The organism is Mesorhizobium sp. M0833 (assembly GCF_040319905.1).
In the GTDB taxonomy this organism is placed as follows: domain Bacteria; phylum Pseudomonadota; class Alphaproteobacteria; order Rhizobiales; family Rhizobiaceae; genus Mesorhizobium.
The window spans coordinates 292,563-313,203 of the sequence record NZ_JAMYOQ010000004.1; the positions used below are offsets into that span (position 1 = coordinate 292,563).

Here is a 20,641-nt window from a genome sequence, read left to right on the forward strand (position 1 = left end):
AAACTTGCGACATGTCAGAATTACGATTTCTTTCGCCGGCCGTAAAAACAATCGCCAGCGCATTGAGAGGCTCCCGCGTGGTCGATCAGGATCCGCCCGCCTCCACCCGTTCCGTCAGGGTGCGCAGCAGATCAAGCGAGGCTTTCAGCGCGTCGGCGTCCATACCCTCCGAAATGCGGTTCGCCCAAACATGCTGGCGTGTGCCGATATTCTTGACCGCTGCCCGGCCGGCATCGGTTATCGACAACAGCTTGGCGCGGCGATGCGCCGGGTTGTCGGCGTAGGCGGCAAGCCCCTCCGCAGCCAGTATGTCGGCCAGCCGCTGTACACTCTGACGGGCGAGACCCATGTCGCGGGCGATGTCGGCCACAGATTTCGGCTCCTTCAAAACTGCACCCAAAACCTGCCAGCGCGCTGCCGTCAGCCCGGTTGGAGCGGCCAGCCGGTCGGCCGCATCCAGAAAACGGCCGTTCATCCTGAACACGGCAAGCACCAGTTCGGTGAGCACATTTGCCGCTTCGGTCCTGGTCGTCATTTCTGGCCGGCCTCGATGGTCGCGACGAAATTATTAACGGCTTTGGCTACGACCTCGGGCTTGTCAAGCATCACCCAATGGCCGCTGCCCGCCACGATCTGGTGCGGAATGTGCGTGCGCAGCCGGTAGAGCGCGGCTGGAGTTTCACTGGCTTCGGTAGCCAATACCAACATAGGCCCGCGATACGCATCGAGTGCCGGCTCCGGGTTCCATTCGGCCAGTGCCTTGCCGACACCTGCCCTCGCGGCCGGATCGACCACTGCCGCATCGGCCAGAACACGCTGGCGAACAGCTGCGTTAGGGCCGGCAATCGACGTGTAATAGGCGTTCAGGACATCACGGCCTTGCGGACCGGCCAGATCGCGGACAAAGCCGTCACGAATCGCCTGCGGCAGCGCACGAGGATCGGTCGCCGGGTCGACGAGCAAGACACCGGCGACCCGGTCGGCATGGCTGGCGGCATAAGCGAGCGCCACGCCACCGCCGCCGCTGTGCGCGACAATGAGAAACCGCTTCAGGCCAAACGCGTCGGCCACGGCACCGACATCCATTGCACGACCGTCATAACCGTAGTCACCGTCCTGCGCCGGCGCGGAGGCGCCATGACCGCGAAAATCGAAGGCTACCGCAACACGGCCTTGGACGGAGAGCTGCATCACGCGGTCCCAGTGGGAAGCGCGGCTGCAATCTCCATGCAGGAACATGATCGGCAGGCCATTGCCGGCCTTGATCCTATAAGTGGCAAGCTGGCCTTGCGGGCCTGGAACAGTGGACGTCATCATGGTCATCTCCCTGGTTTCCTGACTGAACGCAGCAATCCTGACAACAGGGTGGCCGTCGTGAAGGCGAAGCCTGCCAGCAAGATTGCACGCCGCGAAATGGCCCCGGTGGTTTTCACAGTCATACCCGCAATCTGCCGCTGACAATTTGACAGTATGCTGTCATGTAATCACATTGACAGCATCCTGTCAATTACCGTCGAATGGGTGCCTACGTCTCTTGACGTCGATCGCCGCGTCGCCCAACTGTCGCCGACGGGAGCGAGACATGCCATTTGACAAGCAGAGGATGCTGGCATCGCCGACCGGCGCCGAGCTCAACCTTTATGTGAAACACGCCACTGGCCAACCGCACGCCATTGTCCAGATCAATCACGGGCTGGCCGAGCACGCGGCGCGCTATGCCCGCTTCGCCGATTTCCTCGGCGAGCGCGGCTACCAGGTCTACGCGCACGACCACCGTGGCCACGGCGTCACCAAGGCGCCCGATGCGCCACCGGGCAGGTTCGCCGATGCGGATGGCGGTGCCAAGGTCATCGCCGATGTCGCCGCCGTCCATGATCTCATCGCCAGGGAACAACCTGGCCTGCCGGTCATCGTCTTCGGTCACTCCTTGGGCGCGTCGGTCGCGCTGAACTTTGTCCTCCGCCACTCGCCACGCATCCATGCCGCCGCGATCTGGAACGGCAATTTCTCGGCCGGATTGCTTGGCTACATCGCGCTGGGCATGCTTGCCTGGGAAAGGTTCCGGCTTGGCTCAGACGTGCCGTCGCGCATGCTGCCCCGGCTGACGTTCCGGGCCTGGGGCAAGGCAGTGCCCGATCGCCGGACGCCATTCGACTGGCTGTCGCACGATGCCGTTGAAGTCGAGAAATACATCGCCGATCCGCTCTGCGGCTGGGACGCATCGGTGTCGATGTGGCAGGACATCGTCAAGATGACGCTGCATTGCGGCAGCGACCGCAATTTTTCCGGCGTGCGGCGCGACCTGTTCGTCAATCTGGTCGGAGGCGAGCAAGATCCGGCCTCGGACGGCGGCAAGGCGGTCAGCCATCTTGCCGGCCGGATGCACATGATGGGTTTTTCGAATCTCGTTTCAAAGGTTTACGCCAAAACCCGCCATGAAAGCCTGAACGAGATCAACCGAGACGTCATCATGGAGGATTTTGCCGCCTGGGCCGACCGCGTGCTGAGGGCACAGTGATACTGGCCCATTGCAAGGGCCGTGACAGCGGCGCGCGGGATTGATAGAGGCTGCGCTTTCGACCAACCATGGTGATCCATGACTGAGCCGCCGCTCAAAGGCATCCGCGTCATCGAACTCGCACGCATCCTTGCCGGGCCATGGGCCGGGCAGCTGCTTGCCGACCTCGGCGCCGACGTGATCAAGGTCGAGAGCCCGGACGGCGGCGACGACACCCGCAAATGGGGACCGCCCTTCGTCATCGGCCATGACGGCGAGAACCTTTCAGCCGCTTATTACCATTCCTGCAACCGCGGCAAGCGCTCCATCGCTATTGACTTCTCGACGCCCGAGGGTGCCGAGACGGTGCGCCGGCTGGTCGCGACATCGGATGTGCTGATCGAAAACTTCAAGGTCGGCGGACTGAAGAAATACGGCCTCGATTATGACAGCCTGAGGAAAATCAACCCACGGCTGATCTATTGCTCGATCACCGGTTTTGGCCAGTCGGGGCCGTACGCGCCGCGCGCCGGCTATGATTTCATCATCCAGGGCATGGCCGGCATGATGTCGATCACCGGCGAAGCCGGGCGCGAACCGCAAAAGGCGGGCGTCGCTATATCGGATGTTTTCACCGGGCTTTATTCGGTCATCGCCATCCAGGCGGCGCTTCGCCATGCCGAGAAGACCAGCGAAGGCCAGCATATCGACATGGCGCTCTACGACACCCAGATCTCGACGCTCGGCAACCAGAACCTCAACTACCTCGTCTCCGGACAGTCGCCGGTGCAGATGGGCAATGCGCATATGAACATCGCGCCCTACGAAGTGGTGCCGGTGAAAGATGGCCACATTATCCTGGCGGTCGGCAATGACGGCCAGTTCGCAAAGTTCTGCGCTGCCGTCGGCCTCGACGAGCTGGCGTCGAATCCTGACTTCGCCACCAATCCCGCCCGCGTCGCCAACCGGGCAAAGCTGCGCGAGCACATGATAGAGGCGCTGAAGGCCTTCGATCGCGATCCGCTGCTGGCCAGGCTCGAAGCCGCCGGCGTGCCGGCCAGCCCGATCAATAACATCGGCCAGATGTTTGCCGACCCGCAGACCATAGCGCGCGGCATGCGGCTCGACCTCGATGACGGCCATGGCAATCTCTTGCCCTCGGTGCGGGCGCCGATGGTCATGTCCGGCACGCCGCTGGTCTATGAACGTCCGTCACCGCGTCTCGGCGAACACACCGAAGAAATCCTTGCCGAACTGGAGAGGTCAGGAAAATGAAGACCGGCGGACAACTCATCGTCGATGCGCTCGAAGCCAACGGAACGGACCGTATCTATTGCGTGCCCGGCGAATCCTATCTGGCGGTGCTCGACGCGCTGCACGACTCGCCGATCCGCACCATCGTCTGCCGCCAGGAGGGCGGTGCCGCGATGATGGCCGACTGCCACGGCCGCCTGACCGGCAAGCCCGGCATCTGCTTCGTCACCCGCGGCCCAGGCGCCACCAATGCCTCGGCCGGCATCCACATCGCGATGCAGGATTCGGTCCCCCTGATCCTGTTCATTGGCCAGGTCGCCAGCCACGCCAAGGGGCGCGAGGCTTTTCAGGAAGTCGACTACGTCAGGTTCTTCGGTGATATCGCCAAATGGGTGGTCGAGATCGACGACGCCGCACGCATCCCCGAATTCGTCACGCGGGCCTTTTCGGTGGCGACCTCCGGCCGGCCCGGCCCGGTCGTCATCTCGCTGCCCGAGGACATGCTGACCAGCCTCGCCGAGGCACCGCAAGCCCGGCATTACACCCCTGTCGAGACGCGGCCCGGCGAAGTCGAGCTCGACGCGCTGGAGGTGTTGCTCAACAAGGCAAAGCGGCCCTTCGTCATCCTTGGCGGTACGCGCTGGGATGCGCAGGCTGTTGCCCAGATGCGGACGATAGCCGAAGCCTGGTCGCTGCCGGTCGGCTGCTCCTTCCGCCGCCAGATGCTGTTCGACCATCTCCACCCGAACTATGCCGGCGATGTCGGCATCGGCATCAACCCCAAGGTAGCAACCGCCATCAAGCAGGCCGACCTTGTGCTGCTCATCGGCGGCCGTATGGGCGAGATGCCGTCATCCGACTACACGCTGCTGAAGAGCCCCTACCCCGACCAGACGCTGGTCCATGTCCATGCCGACGCCGGCGAGCTCGGCCGCGTCTACCGGCCGGCGCTGGCGATCAATGCCTCGCCTGCCGCTTTCGTCGAAGCCTTTGCCCGACGCAAGCCGGCTGCAACGCCGGTGTGGGCGGCTGAGGCAGCGAAGCTGCACGTCGCCTATCTCGACTGGTCAACGCCTCCCGAGAGCGGCCCCGGCGCCGTCCAGATGGGGCCGATCATGAATTATCTCGAAACGATACTGCCGGACGACGCCATCCTCACCAACGGCGCCGGCAACTACGCCACCTGGGTGCATCGTTACCATCGCTTCCGGCGTTTCGGCACGCAGGCAGCACCCACATCCGGCTCGATGGGCTACGGGACGCCGGCGGCGGTCGCCGCCAAGCAGCTCTATCCGGATCGCGACGTGATCGCCTTTGCCGGTGACGGTTGTTTCCTGATGAATGGACAGGAATTCGCCACCGCCGTGCAATACGCACTGCCGATCGTCGTCATTGTCGTCAACAACGGCATCTACGGCACGATCCGCATGCACCAGGAGCGCGAATATCCCGGCCGTGTCGTCGCCACGGATTTGAAGAATCCCGACTTCGCGGCGCTCGCGCGTGCCTATGGTGGTCATGGCGAAACAGTCGAGAAGACCGCCGACTTCGCGCCGGCCTTCGAACGCGCCCGCGCCAGCGGCAAACCGTCGATCGTCGAGATCAGGCTCGATCCCGAGGCAATCACGCCGACGCGGACCATGACCCAGATACGGGACAGGGCCTGAGCGCCAACGGGATAGGTCGAATCCCTTCCCAAACTTCAACAGGTTGATGCAGCGCTATGATCGCTGCGCTACATCGTCGACGGCGCCTTTTCTATCTGCCCGCGGATCTCGCCATCCGCGTGGGCCGCGGTGTGGATGTTGACGTAGTACTTGCCCGCCTCCAGGTCGGTCGCCTGGGCATCGGTCAACGTCGCCGAGCCCTTGATCGGGCTCCTCAGCTTGCCTTCGAACGGTATCACCGGGTCGGCGTTTTCGCCCTTTGCCGCCGGACCGTGAATGTGTGCGGCCTTCGCCGGCCCGCTGAGGCCGGAATATCTCACTGTCCAGCTGAGTTTCTTGGTTGTGGTGTTGAACCTGAGCGTGGCGGTGCCCTTGCCCTTCGTTGTGACGGGTGGGCTCTGCTGAGCACCATCGAGCGTCGCCGTCATCTTTATGGTTTCGGCCAGGGCCGGTGAAGCAGAGAAGATGGCTGCAGAAATGGCCAGCGCCGAAAGCATCGGCGTGAAGGACTGGATGCGCATGGAAACCTCCGTTGTGACACCCTTGAGGCGGATGCACCGGCACAACGATTTTGCGAGCGGATGTTTCCGCCGGTAACGTTCATTTTACATCCCACTAAAAAGGGGCGGTCGCCCGCCCCTTTTCCGCTACAACCCAGTTTGACAGCCCTATTTGATGGCCTTGTCGGTAATCGCCGTCGTGTAGGCGCCGGTAGGCTCCTTGCTGATGATCTTCTGGTCGAGCAGCGCCTTGGCGGTGCGCTCGTAGGTCGCCGGATCGAGCTTGCCATCGGCATTGTCGATCAGCTTGGCGACTTCGCCCATCATGCGTTTCTGGTGATTCTCGTCCTGGCCGCCATTGTCCATGACGATGCCGGCCGCCTCGTCGGAATTGTCGACGGCGTATTTCCAACCCTTCATCGAAGCGCGCACGAAACGCACCATCTTGTCCTCGAAGGCCGGATCCTTAAGCTTGTCCTCCAGGGCATAGAGCCCGTCTTCGAGCAGATCGTTGCCCATGGCGGAATAGTTGAAGACGGTCAGCTCTTCCGGCTTGTAGCCGGCGTCGATGAGCTGCCAGTACTCGTTATAGGTCATCACCGAAATGCAATCCGCCTGCTTCTGGATCAGCGGCTGCACGTCAAAGCTCTGCTTGAGCACGGTGACGCCGTCCGGCCCGCCATCGGTCTTGAGGCCAAGCTTGTTCATCCAGGCATAGAACGGATACTCGTTGCCGAAGAACCAGACGCCGAGCGTGTGGCCCTTGAAGTCGGCTTCTGTCTTGACCGGCCCGTCCTTCGGGCAAACCAGCTCCATACCGGCTTTCTTGAACGGCTGGGCGATGTTGACCAGCGGCACGCCCTTTTCGCGGGCAGCCAGCGCGCCGCCCATCCAGTCGACGATGACGTCGGCACCGCCGCCGGCGATGACCTGCTCCGGCGCAATATCGGGACCGCCGGGCTTGATCTCGACGTCGAGGCCTTCGGCCTCATAGAAGCCCTTGTCCTTGGCGACATAATAGCCGGCGAACTGTGCCTGCGTGACCCATTTCAGCTGCAGTGTCACCTTGTCTGCGGCCATCGCCTGGAACGCGGCAAGCGACATCGCGCCGGCCAGCATCGAAACAACTAGTCTTTTCATGTTTTTACCCTCTGAAGTTAGCGCCCTAAACCCACCGCCCCTATCCACCACGGACAGAGGGATGCCAAAACGTGATTGCTCTCTCGAAAAAAGCGACCACGCCATAAAAGACCGAACCCGCAAGTGCTGCAACTGCGATTTCGGCCCACACCATGTCGATGTTCATCCGCCCGACTTCCGTCGAAATGCGGAACCCCATGCCGACCACCGGGGTGCCGAAGAACTCGGCGACGATGGCGCCGATCAGCGCTAGCGTCGAATTGATCTTCAACGCATTGAAGATGAAGGGCGCGGCCGCCGGCAGCCGCAGCTTGAACAGCGTCTGCCAATAGCTCGAGGCATAGGTGCGCATCAGGTCGCGCTCCATATGGCCGGAGGCGGCAAGCCCGGCGACGGTGTTCACCAGCATCGGGAAGAAGGTCATGATGATGACCACCGCTGCCTTCGACTGCCAGTCGAAGCCGAACCACATGACCATGATCGGCGCGACGCCGATGATCGGCAGCGCCGATACCATATTGCCGATCGGCAAAAGCCCGCGCCGCAGGAACGGCACGCGGTCGGCGGCGATGGCAACGAGGAAGCCGGCGCTGCTCCCCACTACATAGCCGAAGATGACCGCCTTGAAGATGGTCTGCCTGACATCGGCCGCCAGCACCGGCAGCGAGCCGACGATGCGGGCACCGATGGCGCTTGGCGGCGGCAACAGGATGAAGGGAATGCCGGCACCACGCGTCACCGCTTCCCAGATGATCAGGATCCAGGCGCCGAAGATGGCCGGAATGATCAGGCGCAGGGCGGTTGACGCCCAGCGCGATATCGGGCGAAACGACGACAAGACCGTTACGCAGCGCCAGGCCAAAAACCATGCCGCGGCGAGCAGCAGATAGAAGGATGCGCGAGCGCTGCCCTCATTGCCGGTTATGCCGGCGAGCAGCATCCACGCCGCGCCATGCGCGCCAAGGAACAGCAACACCACCCCGATCATCGGTGGAAAGTTGTCGGCCTCGATTGCCACGAGCAGCAGAATGAAAATCGAAACCGTAGTCGCTATGCCATAACCGGGCGTAGCACTGACGAGCGGCAAAACAAGCAGCGCGCCGACAAACAGGACAAGCGCGGCATACCCCTGCCAGGATCGAGGCGTGATTGAGGAAAGGCTCAGGATGGAGCTCATGCCGGCCTCCCGCCCATGGCGCGGTCGACAAGGCGCCCGGCAATGCCGACCAGCATAACCAGCAGCGCCGCCACCACCGACCCGGCGACCAGCGCCGACCAGATGTCGATGGTCTGGCTGTAATAGGCGCCGGCGAGCAGTTTGGCGCCGATGCCGGCGACGGCGCCGGTCGGCAGCTCGCCGACGATGGCGCCGACCAGGCTGGCGGCCACCGCCACCTTCATCGAGGTGAACAGGAACGGCACCGAGGCCGGCACCCGCAATTTCCAGAAGGTCTGCGAAGGACTGGCATTATAGGTGTGCATCAGGTCGAGATGGGTAAGCTCGGGCGAGCGAAGCCCCTTCACCATGCCGACCGCCACCGGGAAGAACGACAGATAGGTCGAGATCAGTGCCTTCGGGATCAGGCCGGTGATTCCGACAGCGGCCAGCACAACGATGATCATCGGTGCCACCGCCAGGATCGGAATGGTCTGCGACGCGATGATCCACGGCATCAGGCTGCGGTCGAGCGTCGCCACATGCACGATGCCGACGGCGATGACGATGCCGAGCGCCGTGCCGAAGGCAAAGCCGAGCAGCGTCGACGACAGCGTCACCCAGGCGTTGTAGACAAGGCTGCGGTTCGAGGTGATGCTGCGCAGAAAGGTGTTTTCGAAAAAATTCACTGCCACCTGATGCGGCGCCGGCAGCGTCGGCTTCGGCTGCGCCAGCGTCTTGCCGATGAACTCGACGACGCCGGGTGTCTGATTGGCGCGGCGGTCGAGATCGCGCTGGAACGGCGTGTTGAGGATGACAGCCATGACGTACCAGACGACGACAACGCCCAGGAGGATCGAGGTCACCGGAACGATCTTGTCGCGAAACGAGTCCATTCTAGCAGGCCTCGCCGGGTAAGCGCCCTCCTCTCCCCAACGGGGAGAGGGTGGCTGGAGCGAAGCGGAGGCCGGGTACTTTCGCCCCGGCAATCGTTTCTTTCGTCATCCTAGGGCGGAGCAGCCGCGAAGCAGCGTGTGTAAAGGGAGCGCCCAACCACGCCTTCGTCATCCTAGGGCGCAGCAAGGAGCGAAGCGACGCGGCGCAGACCCTAGGATCCATGCCGTTATCTTCCCGCTCCGAAGCGGTGCTGAAAATGGCTCCCTCTCTGGAAGGAACGGCGCTTGCTGTGGCTTGCCCGGCGCTTATTCTCGACCGCTTGCGCGTTTCGGCCGACGTCACGGAATGGATCCTAGGGTCTGCGCACGCCGCTTCGCGGCAGCTCCGCCCTAGGATGACGACAGCACGGTTAGCGCCTCCCTCGCGAGGACGATGCACCTCCTGTGTCGAACGCGCAAGCCCGTTCCGCGCCGCCTCAATCATCATAGCTGTGCCCCGCCCTCAGCCCGTCCCGCACCCGTGCGGCGATGGCCAGGAACTCCGGCGTCTCGCGGATATCGAGCGGCCGCTTTTTCGGCAGCGTCGATTCTATGACGTCGCTGACACACCCCGGGCGCGGCGACATGACGACGATGCGCGTCGACAGATACACCGCCTCGGGGATCGAATGCGTGACGAAGCAGATGGTCTTGTTGGTTCGTTCCCAAAGCTCCAGCAGCTGTTCGTTGAGGTGATCGCGCACGATCTCGTCGAGCGCGCCGAACGGCTCGTCCATCAACAAAAGGTCGGCGTCGAAGGCGAGCGCCCGCGCGATCGAGGCGCGCTGCTGCATCCCGCCCGAGAGCTGCCAGGGGTATTTCGTCTCGAAGCCGCTGAGGTTGACGAGGTCGAGGGTTCGCTTGATGCGCGCCGCCTGCTCCGCCCTGGACAGGCCCATGATCTCCAGCGGCAGCGCTACGTTGCGCTCGATCGTGCGCCACGGATAAAGTGCGGCCGCCTGAAAGACATAGCCATAGGCGCGGCTCTGGCGCGCCTGCTCGGGCGTCATGCCGTTGACGGAGATGGCTCCCGATGTCGGCTTCTCCAGATCGGCGATCACGCGCAGCAAGGTTGTCTTGCCGCAGCCGGAGGGCCCGATGAAGGACACAAATTCGCCCTTGCCGATGGTCAGGTCGACATTAGACAGCGCCTGCACCGGACCATCGTTGGTCTGGAAGGTCAGGCCAAGCTTGCTTGCCGAAACAACGGCTGGCGATACTCCCGTCATCGGCCGTAGCCTGTCGCTTCCGGCCACTGCGGCGCCGGCCGGAATCCCATTGATTTTACCCCGATGTTGCTTTCCACTCGCCCAGTCCTACTCGCCCCAGTTTTACTCGCCCCAGTTCGACGCGCCCTTGTCCCATCAGATAGACGCCCGGAGTTGCCCCGATGTCGCCCAAACCGACGTGCCATCTTATCCGCCCTGAAAGCTCTTATGAAGGCAAACAGGGCCTGAGTTATTTCGCCGGCATCGCCGCCGAAACAGTCGGCTCGTCCGGCATCTGCATGCATCTGCTGACCATGCCGCCGGGTGCCCGCGCCAAGGCGCATTTGCACGAAAACCATGAAACCGCGATCTATGTGCTCTCCGGCGAAGTCCATACCTGGTATGGCGACCGGCTTGAACAGCATATCGTGGTCAAGGCCGGCGATCTTTTCTACATTCCGGCCGGCGTGCCGCATCTGCCGGCCAATCTGAGCGACAGCCCCGCCTCGGCGGTCATTGCCCGCACCGATCCCAACGAACAGGAAAGCGTCGTCCTGCTGCCGGCACTGGACGGGTTGGTCGCCTGAAGCCGGCATCGAGGCGGCGGCCGTCATCGGCACCGTCACGAACATGATTTCAGCGGCCCTATCTCATCAAGGCCGGGGATGGTCACGAAGAAACCGTCCTCTCGTTTGTTGACGACCTTGACGACATCCGTGGTCGTCCCCTCCTCGCCCTCGGCGAAACAGGTGGAGTTCAACAACTGGGTGCCAGGCATCGTCGTCAATCGCTGTGCGAACTCGCAGCCGCTGCCATAGGTTTCGACGCCGTCGGCGGTCAGCACGACATAATCGTCGCTGTCCTGATAACCGAGCCGTACGCCAGCGCAACCGACCCCATTGCCATAGGAGCCGGCAAGGACGTCAGCCGCCGCCGGCCGGGCGGCAAGGATCACCGCGGCCAGTGAGATAATCGCACCGTGGCTCGCCAAGCTCAAACGCCCGTCGCCGGGATGCCTGTACGTTCCACCTTGCGCGGCGCGGAAATCTCCTTCCAGGTCGACAGTGCCCGGTTGACCGCCGCGTTCGGCTCACGAGCGACGAACTCGCCATGGCCGGGCTTTGCCTTCACCTCGTTTTCCTCGATGGACAGTTCGCCGCGCGAAAAGACGAAGCGCGGCAGGCCGGTCACCTCGAAACCTTCGAAGACGTTGTAGTCGATCACCGACTGCTGCTTCTTGGCCGTGATCTTCTTCTTGCGCTTCGGGTCCCAGACGAGGATGTCGGCGTCCGCGCCTTCGACGATGGCGCCCTTCTTCGGGTACATGTTGAGTATCTTGGCGATGTTGGTCGAGGTCACCGCGACGAACTCGTTCATCGTCAGCCGGCCGGTGTTGACGCCGGTCGTCCACAGTACCGGCAAACGATCCTCGAGCCCGCCGGTGCCATTCGGAATCTTGGTGAAGTCGCCGACGCCGTTGCGCTTCTGTTTGGTGGTGAAGGCACAATGGTCGGTCGCCACCACTTGCAGCGACCCGGCCTGCAGGCCGGCCCACAGCGAATCCTGGTGCCATTTGTTGCGGAAGGGCGGGCTCATGACACGGCGCGCCGCATGGTCCCAGTCCTTGTTGAAATACTCGCTCTCGTCCAGCGTAAGATGCTGGATCAGCGGCTCGCCGAACACCCGCATGCCTTTCTGCCGCGCGCGGCGGATGGCCTCGTGCGCCTGCTCGCAGGAGACATGCACGACATACAGCGGCACGCCAGCCATGTCGGCGATCATGATGGCGCGGTTGGTCGCCTCGCCTTCCACTTCCGGCGGGCGCGAATAGGCGTGCCCCTCCGGGCCGTTGTTGCCCGCCGCCAGCAGCTTCTGCGACAGGGCGGCCACCACGTCGCCATTCTCGGCATGGACCAGCGGCAGCGCGCCAAGATCGGCGCAGCGCTGGAACGACGAATAGAGCTCGTCGTCGTCGACCATCAGCGCGCCCTTGTAGGCCATGAAATGCTTGAACGAGGTAATGCCCCTGTCGACGACGGTGGCCATTTCGTCGAACACCTGCTTGCCCCACCAGGTGATCGCCATGTGGAAGGAATAATCGCAGGACGCCTTCGAGGTCTTGTTGTCCCACATCTGCAGGGCCTCGAGCAGCGATTGCTGCGGCGATGGCAGGCAGAAATCGACGACCATCGTCGTGCCGCCTGCAAGGGCCGCGCGGGTGCCGGATTCGAAGTCATCGGCCGAATAGGTGCCCATGAACGGCATTTCGAGATGGGTATGCGGGTCGATGCCGCCCGGCATCACATAGCAGCCGCTGGCGTCGAACTCATGGTCGCCGTGAAGATTGGAACCGATGGCGACGATCTTGCCGTGCTGCATCAGCACATCGGCCTTCCAGATGCGGTCGGCTGTGACGATGGTGCCGTTTCGGATGACTTTGGTCATTTTCTTGTTCCCTTGTTCTCTCGCGCTTCTTGTGAGCGTCTTGTTGGTGTTACAGGTGGGGTCAGGACCAACGGGGCTGTAAATGGCCTCTACATGACTCCAACTTCCCGCAGTATCTCTTCGATACACCCGTCGAAAGATTCCGCCAGATCTCCGGTCGAAAACCGCAGCACACGATAGCCCTGCCGGCCAAACCATGCATCGCGTATCCGATCCTTGTCCATTTGCTCCGGCGTGAAGTGATGGTCTCCGTCTACTTCGATGACGAGGTTCTTCTCATGCAGAACGAAGTCCGCAATGTAAGGCCCGATCGGCGCCTGCTTCCTAGCATGCAGGCCGTAGAGATGACGGAACTCTTTCAATTCCGACCAGAGCTTGCGTTCGCCATCCGTCATGTTTCGGCGTAATGCCCTGGCACGTTTGATGGCGGCGGGGTCGATACCGGTCGGTGCCAAAACGAGTACCCCCACCCTCAATCTCTTCCCGCAAAGGCAGAGAAATCGCGCACGAATTTTTTGCGAAGAGAGACCCCCACCCTAACCCTCCCCACAAGGGGGAGGGAATGCTGCCGCGCAATCCGACTTACGACCTTGGCGTTGGAAACGTTGGTAATTTGCCGCAAATCGGCGCTGACAGAAGTTCCCTCCCCCTTGTGGGGAGGGTTAGGGTGGGGGTCCCTCTTCGCAAGAATCCGTCTGGTCCAGCCCAAACCTCTCACCCTACGATCTCCGCCGTGTCGACCACCGCATGGAACAGCACGTCGGCGCCGGCCGCTGCCCATTCCTTGGTGATTTCCTCGGCCTCGTTGTGGCTGAGACCGTCGACGCAAGGGCACATCACCATTGCGGTGGGCGCAACGCGGTTGATCCAGCAAGCGTCATGGCCGGCGCCCGAGACGATATTGCGATGCGTATATCCCAAGCGCTCCGCCGCATCCCGCACAGCCTTGACGCAGCCCGCGTCGAAGGTGACCGGGTCGAAGTGGCCGACCTGCTCGATTTGATATTTGATGTCGAGCGCATCGCAGATCGTGTCGATGCCTTCGCGGATGCGCCCGTCCATGGCGTCCAGCACCTCCTTTTCCGGCGAGCGGATGTCGATGGTGAAGACGGTGCGCCCGGCGATGATGTTGCGCGAATTCGGATATGCCTCCATATGGCCGACCGCGCCGACGGCGTCGGGTTGGTAGTCCATGGCGATCTCGTGCACCAATTCGATCACCCGCGCCATGCCGAGCCCGGCATTGCGGCGCTTGGGCATCGGCGTCGAGCCGGTGTGCGCCTCCTTGCCGGTCAGCGTCACCTGTAGCCATTTCAACCCTTGCCCATGGGTGACGACACCGATGTCGATGCCCTCGTCCTCGAGGATCGGGCCCTGCTCGATATGCAATTCGAAGAACGCGTGGATCTTTCGGTCACCGACTTTCTCGGTGCCCTTCCAGCCGATCCGTTCGAGTTCCTCGCCGAATTTCTTGCCGTCCTTGTCGACATGTGAATAGACGTCGGCCTGGTCGAGCACGCCGGCGAATACCCCGGACGCCATCATTGCCGGCGCAAAGCGGGCGCCTTCCTCGTTGGTCCAGTTGGTGACGACGATCGGGTGCTTGGTCTTGATGCCGAGATCGTTGAGCGAGCGCACGACCTCCAGGCCGCCGAGCACGCCGAGCACGCCGTCATATTTGCCGCCGGTCGGCTGGGTGTCGAGATGGCTGCCGACATAGACCGGCGGCAGGCTGGGGTCGGTGCCTTCGCGGCGGGCAAACATCGTGCCCATCTCGTCGACGCCCATTTCGAGCCCCGCCTCATCGCACCAGCGCTTGAACAGGTGCCGCCCTTCGCCGTCCTCGTCGGTAACGGTCTGGCGATTATTGCCGCCGGCAATGCCGGGGCCGATCTTCGCCATCTCCATTATCGAATCCCACAAACGGTCTGAATTGATTCGCAGATTCTCGCCGGGGGCGGCCATATAAAGTCCTCTTCTATTGCGCGGCGTCCCCCTCCCCCTTGAGGGGAGGGTGGCCGCGAAGCGGTCGGGTGGGGTCGCCGAACATACGCGCGACCTTCTCCTTGACCACCTGCGCGACATGCCAAGCGTTGTTTATGACATCGGGCTCATCGACACGAAAGATATCGAACCCAAGCGATCGCAGATAGGCATCGCGGACGGCGTCGTGCCGTTTGCCCCCTTCCTGTTCGTGCAAGTCGCCATCCACTTCCACCACCAGCTTTACAGCGAGGCAAGCGAAGTCGACGATATACGGTCCGATGGGGCACTGGCGCCGGAACTTGATGCCGGCCGATTTCAGCTCGCGCAGTTCATACCAAAGCAGGGATTCGCCCTTGGTCGCGTGAACTCGAAGCGCCCGTGCCTTTTGGCGCATTTCGAAGCTCACACGGGTACGGGGCATCAGAAACGACCTCGCAGCAAAAGATCAGGTGGGCGCACTGCCGCACCGACCCCACCCGGCCGCTTCGCGGCCACCCTCCCCTCGAGGGGGAGGGAAAGCTGCACCTGGTTCAATCCACCGCCCTCAGCACTTCGCGCACGTGGTCGATCAATTCGTTGATCTGGCCTTTGGTGATGATCAGCGGCGGCGACAGCGCGATGATGTCGCCGGTGGTGCGGATCAATGCACCGCGCTCGAACGCCTTCACAAAGGCCGAGAAGGCGCGTTTCGTCGGCTGCCCGGCGATCGGCGCCAGTTCGATCGCGCCGATCAGGCCGATGTTGCGGATGTCGATGACGTTCGGCTCGCCCTTCAGCGAATGCAGCGCGTCCTCCCAGTACGGCGCCAGTTCCTCGCCGCGCGTCAGCAGCCCCTCTTCCTTGTAGGTGTCGAGCGTGCCCAGCGCCGCGGCGCAGGCGATCGGATTGCCCGAATAGGTGTAGCCGTGGAAGAACTCGATCATGTGCTCGGGCCCGGTCATGAAGGCGTCGTGGATTTCCTTCTTCACGAACACCGCGCCCATCGGGATGACGCCGTTGGAGACGCCTTTGGCGGTGGTCATGATATCGGGCGTGACGCCGAAATAGTCGGCGGCAAACGGCGTGCCGAGGCGGCCGAAACCGGTGATGACCTCATCGAAAATCAGCAAGATGCCGTGCTTGGTGCAGATCTCGCGAAGCTTCTGCAAATAGCCCTTCGGCGGCAGGATGACGCCGGTGGAACCGGCAACCGGCTCAACGATGACGGCGGCGATTGTCGAGGCGTCGTGCAGGGCAACGATACGCTCTAATTCGTTCGCCAGTTCGGCGCCATGCTCGGGCACGCCCTTGGTGAAGGAGTTCTTTTCCGGCAGATGGGTGTGTGGCATGTGATCGACGCCGCCGAGCAGCGTGCCGAACATCTTGCGGTTTGTGACGATGCCGCCAACCGAAATGCCGCCGAAATTGACGCCGTGATAGCCGCGTTCGCGGCCGATCAGGCGGGTGCGCGAGCCCTCGCCTTTTGCGCGGTGATAGGCGATGGCCATCTTCAGCGCGGTCTCGACCGATTCCGATCCGGAATTGGTGAAGAACACATGGTCCATGCCCTTCGGCGCGATATCGACCAGCCGATTTGCAAGCTGGAACACGATCGGGTGACCCATCTGGAACGCCGGCGCATAATCGAGCTCTGCCGCCTGGCTCTGGATCGCCTCGGTGATTTTCGGACGGCAGTGGCCGGCATTGACGCACCACAGGCCGGCGGTGCCGTCGAGAACCTTGCGCCCGTCGCTGGTCGTGTAATGCATGTCCTTGGCGGACACGAACATGCGCGGCGCCTGCTTGAACTGCCGGTTTGCCGTGAACGGCATCCAGAATGCGCTGAGATCGTTCGGCGTGACTTTCAGCCGGTTGGACATGACCAAGACTTCCCCTTGTAACCCGTTTCGGTGCGGCTAACGCCTGGTCTTTCCAACACTTGGTCTTTGCTGCGTTTTCGTGCTACGCAAATTTTTGACCGGTTGGACAAACGTTAGCACCGCCTTATCAGCGGTCAAGGGATTACTAGCGGAAATGCGGCTTTCGAAGTGCGCTCCACAGGGCGGAGAAAAACTGGTCCAGAGAATTGGTCCAGACACGCCTCGCGGCGAAGGTTTTTCGAGGTGACGGGGGCGGTCGAAAGCTCCGCTCCTCGCCGCACCCGCATCCAGCTGGAAAAGCGCGAGCTCATTTTAGAGGCGGCGCTCGAAGTCTTCTCCACCAACGGTTTTCGCGGCTCGACCATCGACCAGATCGCCGAAGCCGCCGGCATGTCGAAGCCGAACCTGCTCTATTACTTCCGCCGCAAGGAGGACATCCACGAGACGCTGATGCAACGGCTTCTCGACACCTGGCTGGCGCCGCTGCGCGAACTCGACGACATTGGCGATCCCTTGACCGAACTGCGCAGCTATATCAGGCGCAAGCTCGAAATGGCGCGCGATTTCCCGCGCGAGAGCCGGCTGTTCGCCAACGAGATCCTGCAGGGCGCGCCGCGCATCATGCCGATGCTGGAGGGCGAATTGAAGACACTGGTCGACGAGAAGGCCAACGTCATTAAGGGCTGGATGCGCGCCGGCAAGATTGCCCGCACCGACCCCTGGCACCTGATCTTCTCGATTTGGGCGACGACGCAGCATTATGCCGATTTCGACGTCCAGGTTCGCGCCGTGCTCGGCCCCGACCGCGGCGGCGACGGCCGCTTCGAGGATGCCGCAAGGTTTCTCGAGCAGCTGTTCATCGACGGGCTGAAGCCGAAGGGCTGAGGCTTCAGCGAAGCGATGGGCATCACGCGCTGCGCCGCTCGGCCGGAAGCGTCTCCAGCAGTTGTTCGAGCTTGGCGATCGAGTTTTGCTCGGCGAGCGGTGTGTAGACGATCAGCTTCATGTCCGAGCCGTCGTCGATCGACAGGCTCATATGCTCGAAAGCCATGGCGCCCGCTATCGGGTGCCGGACATGCTTCACACCCGATAGGTTGCGGGCCACGTCGCGTAGCGGCCACCAGGCGCGAAACTCCGGGCTCGAGCGCGTCATCAGCGCGATCAGCCGCTCGAAATCCGGATCGCCGACATATCTGGCGCTTTCTGCCCGGAATGACGCCAGCACGGCACGCGCCAGTTCCTCCCAGTCGACGAGCAGGCGCCGGTGCTGCGGGCTGGTGAACACCATATGGACGATGTTGCGGGCATCGCCCTCCAGCAGACCATAGTCGCCGAACACGGCTGCCGCGGCAGAGTTCCAGGCCAGCACGTCCCAGCGCCGCCCAAGGACATAGGCCGGCTGCAGCACCAGGCTCTGCAGCATGTGCAGTAACGGGCTATCGACTTTTTCCGGCGCATCGACGCGGCGCTCCGGCTGCGGTCGGCCGGCAAGGATGAACAGATGCCGTTGCTCGGCCGTGTCCAGGCGCAGCGCCCGGCTGAGCGCCGTCAGCACCTCTGCCGATGGCCGAACGTCGCGGCCCTGCTCCAGCCAGGTGTACCAGGTCGTGCCGACGCCGGCGATCATCGCTACTTCCTCACGCCGCAGCCCCGGCGTGCGCCTGCGCAACCCGGTCGACATGCCGGTGGCCGAAGGCGTCAGCCTTTCGCGCCGCGAGCGCAGGAAGGCGCCAAGCTCGCGGCGGCGGCTGTCTTCGGCGGAATGCGTGGTGGAATCCATCGGCGCTATTATAGCAGTACCGATACCAGGATAAAGTTTGAACTGTTTGGCAAGTGGCTGGTGCCCCATCTTTCCGCTCAGAGCTACGAGATGGAGGCTCCGAACATGGAACTGAAAAACAAGACAATCCTCATCACAGGGTCTACCGACGGCGTCGGCCGCGTCGTCGCGCAAAGGCTCGGCGCCGGCGGTGCGCGCATCCTGGTGCATGGCCGCGACGCGACAAGGGGCAAGGCGATCGGGGCCGAAATCGAAGCCGCCGGCGGCAAGGCCGAGCTGCTGGTCGCCGATCTCTCCTCCCTGGCGGAAGTTCGCCGCCTCGCCGAGGCCGTGCGCGCAAGGACCAAGCGGCTCGATGTCCTCATCAACAATGCCGGCGTCGGCACCGCCGGCCCAAACGCGAAACGGCAGGTCAGCGCCGACGGCTACGAGTTGCGCTTTGCCGTCAACTATCTCGCCGGTTTCCTGCTCACCACGGAGCTGCTGCCGCTGCTCAAGTCCAGCGTGCCGGCGCGCATCGTCAACGTCGCCTCGGCCGGCCAGCAGGCGATCGACTTCGACGACGTCATGCTGACCCGCTCCTATGGCGGCGTCCGTGCCTACTGCCAGAGCAAGCTGGCGCAGATCATGTTCACCATCGATCTGGCGGAGCAGCTGAACGGCACCGGTGTCACGGTCAACAGCCTGCATCCGGCAAGCTACATGAACGCTACGATGGTGCGGCAGGCGGGCATCACACCCTGGAGCTCCGTCGAAACCGGCGCCGAGGCCATCATCAACCTCGCCACATCGCCGGCGCTTGAGGGGCGAAGCGGCCTCTATTTCGACGGCCAAAGAGAATCCCGCGCCGATGCGCAAGCCTATGACGCTAAGGCGAGGCAGCAGTTGCGCGAATTGAGCCTCGGCCTTGTCGGGCTCGCACCCGCTTCCGCAACATCGAAGAAAGAAAATTCATGATCGAGAAAACCAATCACGCCGTGGTGGTCGGCGGCTCCTCCGGCATCGGCCTGGCCACCGCGAAAAAGCTGCTCGGCCCGGGCATGAAGGTGACGATCACCGGGCGCAACCAGGAAAGGCTCGACAACGCATGGCAAAGCCTTGGCGGCGCGGTCGAAAAAGCTGCCTTCGACGCCGCGAAGCCGGACGAGGTTCGCCAGTTCTTCAGCGATCTCGGCCCTTTCGATCACCTGGTGCTGGCCGCTAGCGGCGGCAAGGGGCTCGGCCCGTTCGAAACACTTGACCTGACCGACATCGGCGGTGGCGTCGACGAGAAGGTCCGGCCACAGCTCTCCTGCCTGCAGGCCGCCTTGCCGACACTGAACAAGAGCGGCTCGGTGACTTTCATCTCGGCGGTGTCGGCGCAATTGTCGGCGCCCGGCGTCGCCGGCATCGCCGCCGTCAACGGCATGCTGCTGACCGTGGTGCCGATCCTGGCGATGGAGCTGAAGCCGTTACGCGTCAATGTCGTGGCACCGGGTGTCATCGACACGCCATGGTGGGATTTTTTGCCCGACGATCAGCGGCAGGCGGTGTTTGCCGAATATGCCGGCAAGACGCCGGTCGGCCGCATCGGCCGCGCCGAGGACGTCGCCGGGGCAATTGCGTTCCTGGTTTCGAACAGCTTCGTCACCGGCCAGGTCCTGACCTGCGACGGAGGTTTGCGGTATGCGGCGTAAAGCGGCTGCCCCAGGCGAGTCGTCAAAGTGACTGCGCGATCAGCGCCAGAAATCCTCCGGTCAACGCCATGTTGCCGACAAAGCCATTGATGCGGGACGCGCGCTCCGGGCCCTGATGATCCCAGAAATTGTGGAACATCGGCGTAGCGACAATCAGGAACAGGATCAGGCATGCCGCCGCCAGAGCGGCCCAGATGCCGGCGATCCCCAGCGCTCCGGCGATGATCTGCAGGACGATCCCCAGCCACAGCACCAGCCGCGCCTGTGGCACGCCACGCGTCGTCATCAATTGGCTCACCAACGCCGCGTTCTGAATGTTGCGTAGGCCGGCAAAGACAAAAGCGCCGCCAAGCAGCAGGCGGGCGGCGAATAGGATTTCATTATTAAAGTTTGAAAGCATGCTGTCGGTCCTTGGAAAAGAGGCGCGGGGCCACGCCGCGCGCCGGGGCGCAAGCCGGCGTGGCCCCCGGGCTCGGTGGGGTTTGAAGGGACGGGCCGCCAAGCCGGTTGCACGGTTTTTTAATTGCGGGCGCGGCCC

Annotated in this window: 22 protein-coding genes; 7 read left to right on the forward strand and 15 right to left on the reverse strand. The window is 63.0% G+C overall.

Annotated elements, in window-relative coordinates:
• Positions 1-85 precede the first annotated feature (85 nt).
• A complete protein-coding gene (locus NKH98_RS07370; RefSeq protein WP_352799476.1) occupies positions 86-535 on the reverse strand; it encodes a MarR family winged helix-turn-helix transcriptional regulator in 450 nt (149 codons plus the stop codon).
• Entirely contained in the window at positions 532-1,317 is a 786-nt protein-coding gene (locus NKH98_RS07375; protein ID WP_352897398.1) for an alpha/beta fold hydrolase, read from the reverse strand. Before NKH98_RS07375 ends, NKH98_RS07370 begins: the two co-directional genes overlap by 4 nt.
• A gap of 265 nt (positions 1,318-1,582) precedes the next feature.
• Between NKH98_RS07375 and NKH98_RS07380 the strand changes: the two genes are divergently transcribed.
• From NKH98_RS07380 to NKH98_RS07390, 3 genes are all read left to right on the forward strand, one after another.
• Positions 1,583-2,518, forward strand: coding sequence for an alpha/beta fold hydrolase (locus tag NKH98_RS07380; protein WP_352897400.1), 936 nt, complete (start codon positions 1,583-1,585; stop codon positions 2,516-2,518).
• A 78-nt stretch (positions 2,519-2,596) separates the two neighbouring features.
• Positions 2,597-3,772: a CaiB/BaiF CoA transferase family protein gene (locus NKH98_RS07385; protein ID WP_352897402.1), complete on the forward strand. Its 1,176-nt coding sequence runs from the start codon at positions 2,597-2,599 to the stop codon at positions 3,770-3,772.
• Positions 3,769-5,418, forward strand: coding sequence for a thiamine pyrophosphate-binding protein (locus tag NKH98_RS07390; protein ID WP_352897404.1), 1,650 nt, complete (start codon positions 3,769-3,771; stop codon positions 5,416-5,418). Before NKH98_RS07385 ends, NKH98_RS07390 begins: the two co-directional genes overlap by 4 nt.
• Positions 5,419-5,486: 68 nt before the next feature.
• Here NKH98_RS07390 and NKH98_RS07395 read toward each other — a convergent pair whose 3' ends face one another.
• The 5 genes from NKH98_RS07395 to NKH98_RS07415 all read right to left on the reverse strand — a co-directional run bounded on the left by NKH98_RS07395 (position 5,487) and on the right by NKH98_RS07415 (position 10,378).
• The gene (locus NKH98_RS07395) at positions 5,487-5,939 is read right to left on the reverse strand and encodes a CHRD domain-containing protein (protein WP_254819028.1); all 453 of its coding nucleotides are present in this window, start codon (positions 5,937-5,939) and stop codon (positions 5,487-5,489) included.
• A gap of 147 nt (positions 5,940-6,086) precedes the next feature.
• Entirely contained in the window at positions 6,087-7,058 is a 972-nt protein-coding gene (locus NKH98_RS07400; protein WP_254819029.1) for an ABC transporter substrate-binding protein, read from the reverse strand.
• A 40-nt stretch (positions 7,059-7,098) separates the two neighbouring features.
• Positions 7,099-8,235, reverse strand: a complete 1,137-nt coding sequence (locus tag NKH98_RS07405) for an ABC transporter permease (protein ID WP_352897406.1) — start codon at positions 8,233-8,235, stop codon at positions 7,099-7,101.
• The gene (locus NKH98_RS07410; RefSeq protein WP_352897407.1) at positions 8,232-9,110 is read right to left on the reverse strand and encodes an ABC transporter permease; all 879 of its coding nucleotides are present in this window, start codon (positions 9,108-9,110) and stop codon (positions 8,232-8,234) included. The genes NKH98_RS07405 and NKH98_RS07410 overlap by 4 nt, the downstream gene beginning before the upstream one ends.
• Positions 9,111-9,586: 476 nt before the next feature.
• Positions 9,587-10,378: an ABC transporter ATP-binding protein gene (locus NKH98_RS07415; RefSeq protein WP_352897408.1), complete on the reverse strand. Its 792-nt coding sequence runs from the start codon at positions 10,376-10,378 to the stop codon at positions 9,587-9,589.
• A gap of 161 nt (positions 10,379-10,539) precedes the next feature.
• Here NKH98_RS07415 and NKH98_RS07420 point away from each other — a divergent pair, with 161 nt between their 5' ends.
• On the forward strand, positions 10,540-10,944 hold the full coding sequence (locus NKH98_RS07420; RefSeq protein ID WP_254819033.1) for a cupin domain-containing protein: 405 nt from the start codon (positions 10,540-10,542) through the stop codon (positions 10,942-10,944).
• 35 nt (positions 10,945-10,979) lie between these two features.
• On the opposite strand, the gene NKH98_RS07425 is transcribed toward NKH98_RS07420, so the two are convergent.
• The 6 genes from NKH98_RS07425 to aptA all read right to left on the reverse strand — a co-directional run bounded on the left by NKH98_RS07425 (position 10,980) and on the right by aptA (position 16,647).
• Positions 10,980-11,348 (reverse strand): hypothetical protein, encoded by a 369-nt coding sequence (locus NKH98_RS07425; RefSeq protein WP_352897410.1) that lies wholly within the window; start codon positions 11,346-11,348, stop codon positions 10,980-10,982.
• A gap of 2 nt (positions 11,349-11,350) precedes the next feature.
• Positions 11,351-12,802, reverse strand: a complete 1,452-nt coding sequence (hydA, locus tag NKH98_RS07430) for a dihydropyrimidinase (RefSeq protein ID WP_352897412.1) — start codon at positions 12,800-12,802, stop codon at positions 11,351-11,353.
• 89 nt (positions 12,803-12,891) lie between these two features.
• On the reverse strand, positions 12,892-13,257 hold the full coding sequence (locus NKH98_RS07435) for an endonuclease domain-containing protein (RefSeq protein WP_352897414.1): 366 nt from the start codon (positions 13,255-13,257) through the stop codon (positions 12,892-12,894).
• Positions 13,258-13,516: 259 nt separating this feature from the next.
• Complete coding sequence (locus NKH98_RS07440; protein ID WP_352897416.1) at positions 13,517-14,767, reverse strand: Zn-dependent hydrolase; 1,251 nt, start codon at positions 14,765-14,767, stop codon at positions 13,517-13,519.
• Positions 14,768-14,780: 13 nt separating this feature from the next.
• Positions 14,781-15,209, reverse strand: coding sequence for an endonuclease domain-containing protein (locus NKH98_RS07445; protein ID WP_352897418.1), 429 nt, complete (start codon positions 15,207-15,209; stop codon positions 14,781-14,783).
• Positions 15,210-15,318: 109 nt separating this feature from the next.
• Positions 15,319-16,647 (reverse strand): omega-aminotransferase AptA, encoded by a 1,329-nt coding sequence (aptA, locus tag NKH98_RS07450; RefSeq protein WP_352897420.1) that lies wholly within the window; start codon positions 16,645-16,647, stop codon positions 15,319-15,321.
• Positions 16,648-16,890: 243 nt separating this feature from the next.
• Between aptA and NKH98_RS07455 the strand changes: the two genes are divergently transcribed.
• Positions 16,891-17,532 carry a TetR family transcriptional regulator C-terminal domain-containing protein gene (locus NKH98_RS07455; protein WP_254819042.1) on the forward strand — a complete coding sequence of 214 codons (642 nt, stop codon included), beginning with the start codon at positions 16,891-16,893 and terminating at the stop codon, positions 17,530-17,532.
• 22 nt (positions 17,533-17,554) lie between these two features.
• Here the strand turns inward: NKH98_RS07455 and NKH98_RS07460 are convergent, their stop codons facing one another.
• On the reverse strand, positions 17,555-18,427 hold the full coding sequence (locus NKH98_RS07460; protein ID WP_352897421.1) for a helix-turn-helix transcriptional regulator: 873 nt from the start codon (positions 18,425-18,427) through the stop codon (positions 17,555-17,557).
• A gap of 105 nt (positions 18,428-18,532) precedes the next feature.
• On the opposite strand from NKH98_RS07460, the gene NKH98_RS07465 reads away from it, so the two are divergent.
• Both NKH98_RS07465 and NKH98_RS07470 read left to right on the forward strand, forming a co-directional pair.
• Positions 18,533-19,384, forward strand: coding sequence for an SDR family NAD(P)-dependent oxidoreductase (locus NKH98_RS07465; RefSeq protein WP_352897423.1), 852 nt, complete (start codon positions 18,533-18,535; stop codon positions 19,382-19,384).
• Positions 19,381-20,103: an SDR family oxidoreductase gene (locus NKH98_RS07470; RefSeq protein ID WP_352897425.1), complete on the forward strand. Its 723-nt coding sequence runs from the start codon at positions 19,381-19,383 to the stop codon at positions 20,101-20,103. The genes NKH98_RS07465 and NKH98_RS07470 overlap by 4 nt, the downstream gene beginning before the upstream one ends.
• Before the next feature lie 22 nt (positions 20,104-20,125).
• Here NKH98_RS07470 and NKH98_RS07475 read toward each other — a convergent pair whose 3' ends face one another.
• The gene (locus NKH98_RS07475) at positions 20,126-20,503 is read right to left on the reverse strand and encodes a DoxX family protein (RefSeq protein WP_352897445.1); all 378 of its coding nucleotides are present in this window, start codon (positions 20,501-20,503) and stop codon (positions 20,126-20,128) included.
• Between the last annotated feature and the right edge of the window lie 138 nt (positions 20,504-20,641).

Excerpts from the sequence above, each read along its gene's own strand:
- NKH98_RS07405 (WP_352897406.1), bottom strand. The coding sequence starts at position 8,235 with ATGAGCTCCATCCTGAGCCTTTCCTCAATCACGCCTCGATCCTGGCAG.
- NKH98_RS07385 (WP_352897402.1), top strand. The coding sequence starts at position 2,597 with ATGACTGAGCCGCCGCTCAAAGGCATCCGCGTCATCGAACTCGCACGC.
- NKH98_RS07460 (WP_352897421.1), bottom strand. The coding sequence starts at position 18,427 with ATGGATTCCACCACGCATTCCGCCGAAGACAGCCGCCGCCGCGAGCTT.
- NKH98_RS07390 (WP_352897404.1), top strand. The coding sequence starts at position 3,769 with ATGAAGACCGGCGGACAACTCATCGTCGATGCGCTCGAAGCCAACGGA.
- NKH98_RS07375 (WP_352897398.1), bottom strand. The coding sequence starts at position 1,317 with ATGATGACGTCCACTGTTCCAGGCCCGCAAGGCCAGCTTGCCACTTAT.
- NKH98_RS07440 (WP_352897416.1), bottom strand. The coding sequence starts at position 14,767 with ATGGCCGCCCCCGGCGAGAATCTGCGAATCAATTCAGACCGTTTGTGG.
- aptA (WP_352897420.1), bottom strand. The coding sequence starts at position 16,647 with ATGTCCAACCGGCTGAAAGTCACGCCGAACGATCTCAGCGCATTCTGG.
- NKH98_RS07380 (WP_352897400.1), top strand. The coding sequence starts at position 1,583 with ATGCCATTTGACAAGCAGAGGATGCTGGCATCGCCGACCGGCGCCGAG.
- NKH98_RS07445 (WP_352897418.1), bottom strand. The coding sequence starts at position 15,209 with ATGCCCCGTACCCGTGTGAGCTTCGAAATGCGCCAAAAGGCACGGGCG.
- NKH98_RS07410 (WP_352897407.1), bottom strand. The coding sequence starts at position 9,110 with ATGGACTCGTTTCGCGACAAGATCGTTCCGGTGACCTCGATCCTCCTG.
- NKH98_RS07370 (WP_352799476.1), bottom strand. The coding sequence starts at position 535 with ATGACGACCAGGACCGAAGCGGCAAATGTGCTCACCGAACTGGTGCTT.
- NKH98_RS07415 (WP_352897408.1), bottom strand. The coding sequence starts at position 10,378 with ATGACGGGAGTATCGCCAGCCGTTGTTTCGGCAAGCAAGCTTGGCCTG.
- NKH98_RS07475 (WP_352897445.1), bottom strand. The coding sequence starts at position 20,503 with ATGCTTTCAAACTTTAATAATGAAATCCTATTCGCCGCCCGCCTGCTG.
- NKH98_RS07465 (WP_352897423.1), top strand. The coding sequence starts at position 18,533 with ATGGAACTGAAAAACAAGACAATCCTCATCACAGGGTCTACCGACGGC.
- NKH98_RS07400 (WP_254819029.1), bottom strand. The coding sequence starts at position 7,058 with ATGAAAAGACTAGTTGTTTCGATGCTGGCCGGCGCGATGTCGCTTGCC.
- hydA (WP_352897412.1), bottom strand. The coding sequence starts at position 12,802 with ATGACCAAAGTCATCCGAAACGGCACCATCGTCACAGCCGACCGCATC.
- NKH98_RS07395 (WP_254819028.1), bottom strand. The coding sequence starts at position 5,939 with ATGCGCATCCAGTCCTTCACGCCGATGCTTTCGGCGCTGGCCATTTCT.
- NKH98_RS07420 (WP_254819033.1), top strand. The coding sequence starts at position 10,540 with ATGTCGCCCAAACCGACGTGCCATCTTATCCGCCCTGAAAGCTCTTAT.
- NKH98_RS07470 (WP_352897425.1), top strand. The coding sequence starts at position 19,381 with ATGATCGAGAAAACCAATCACGCCGTGGTGGTCGGCGGCTCCTCCGGC.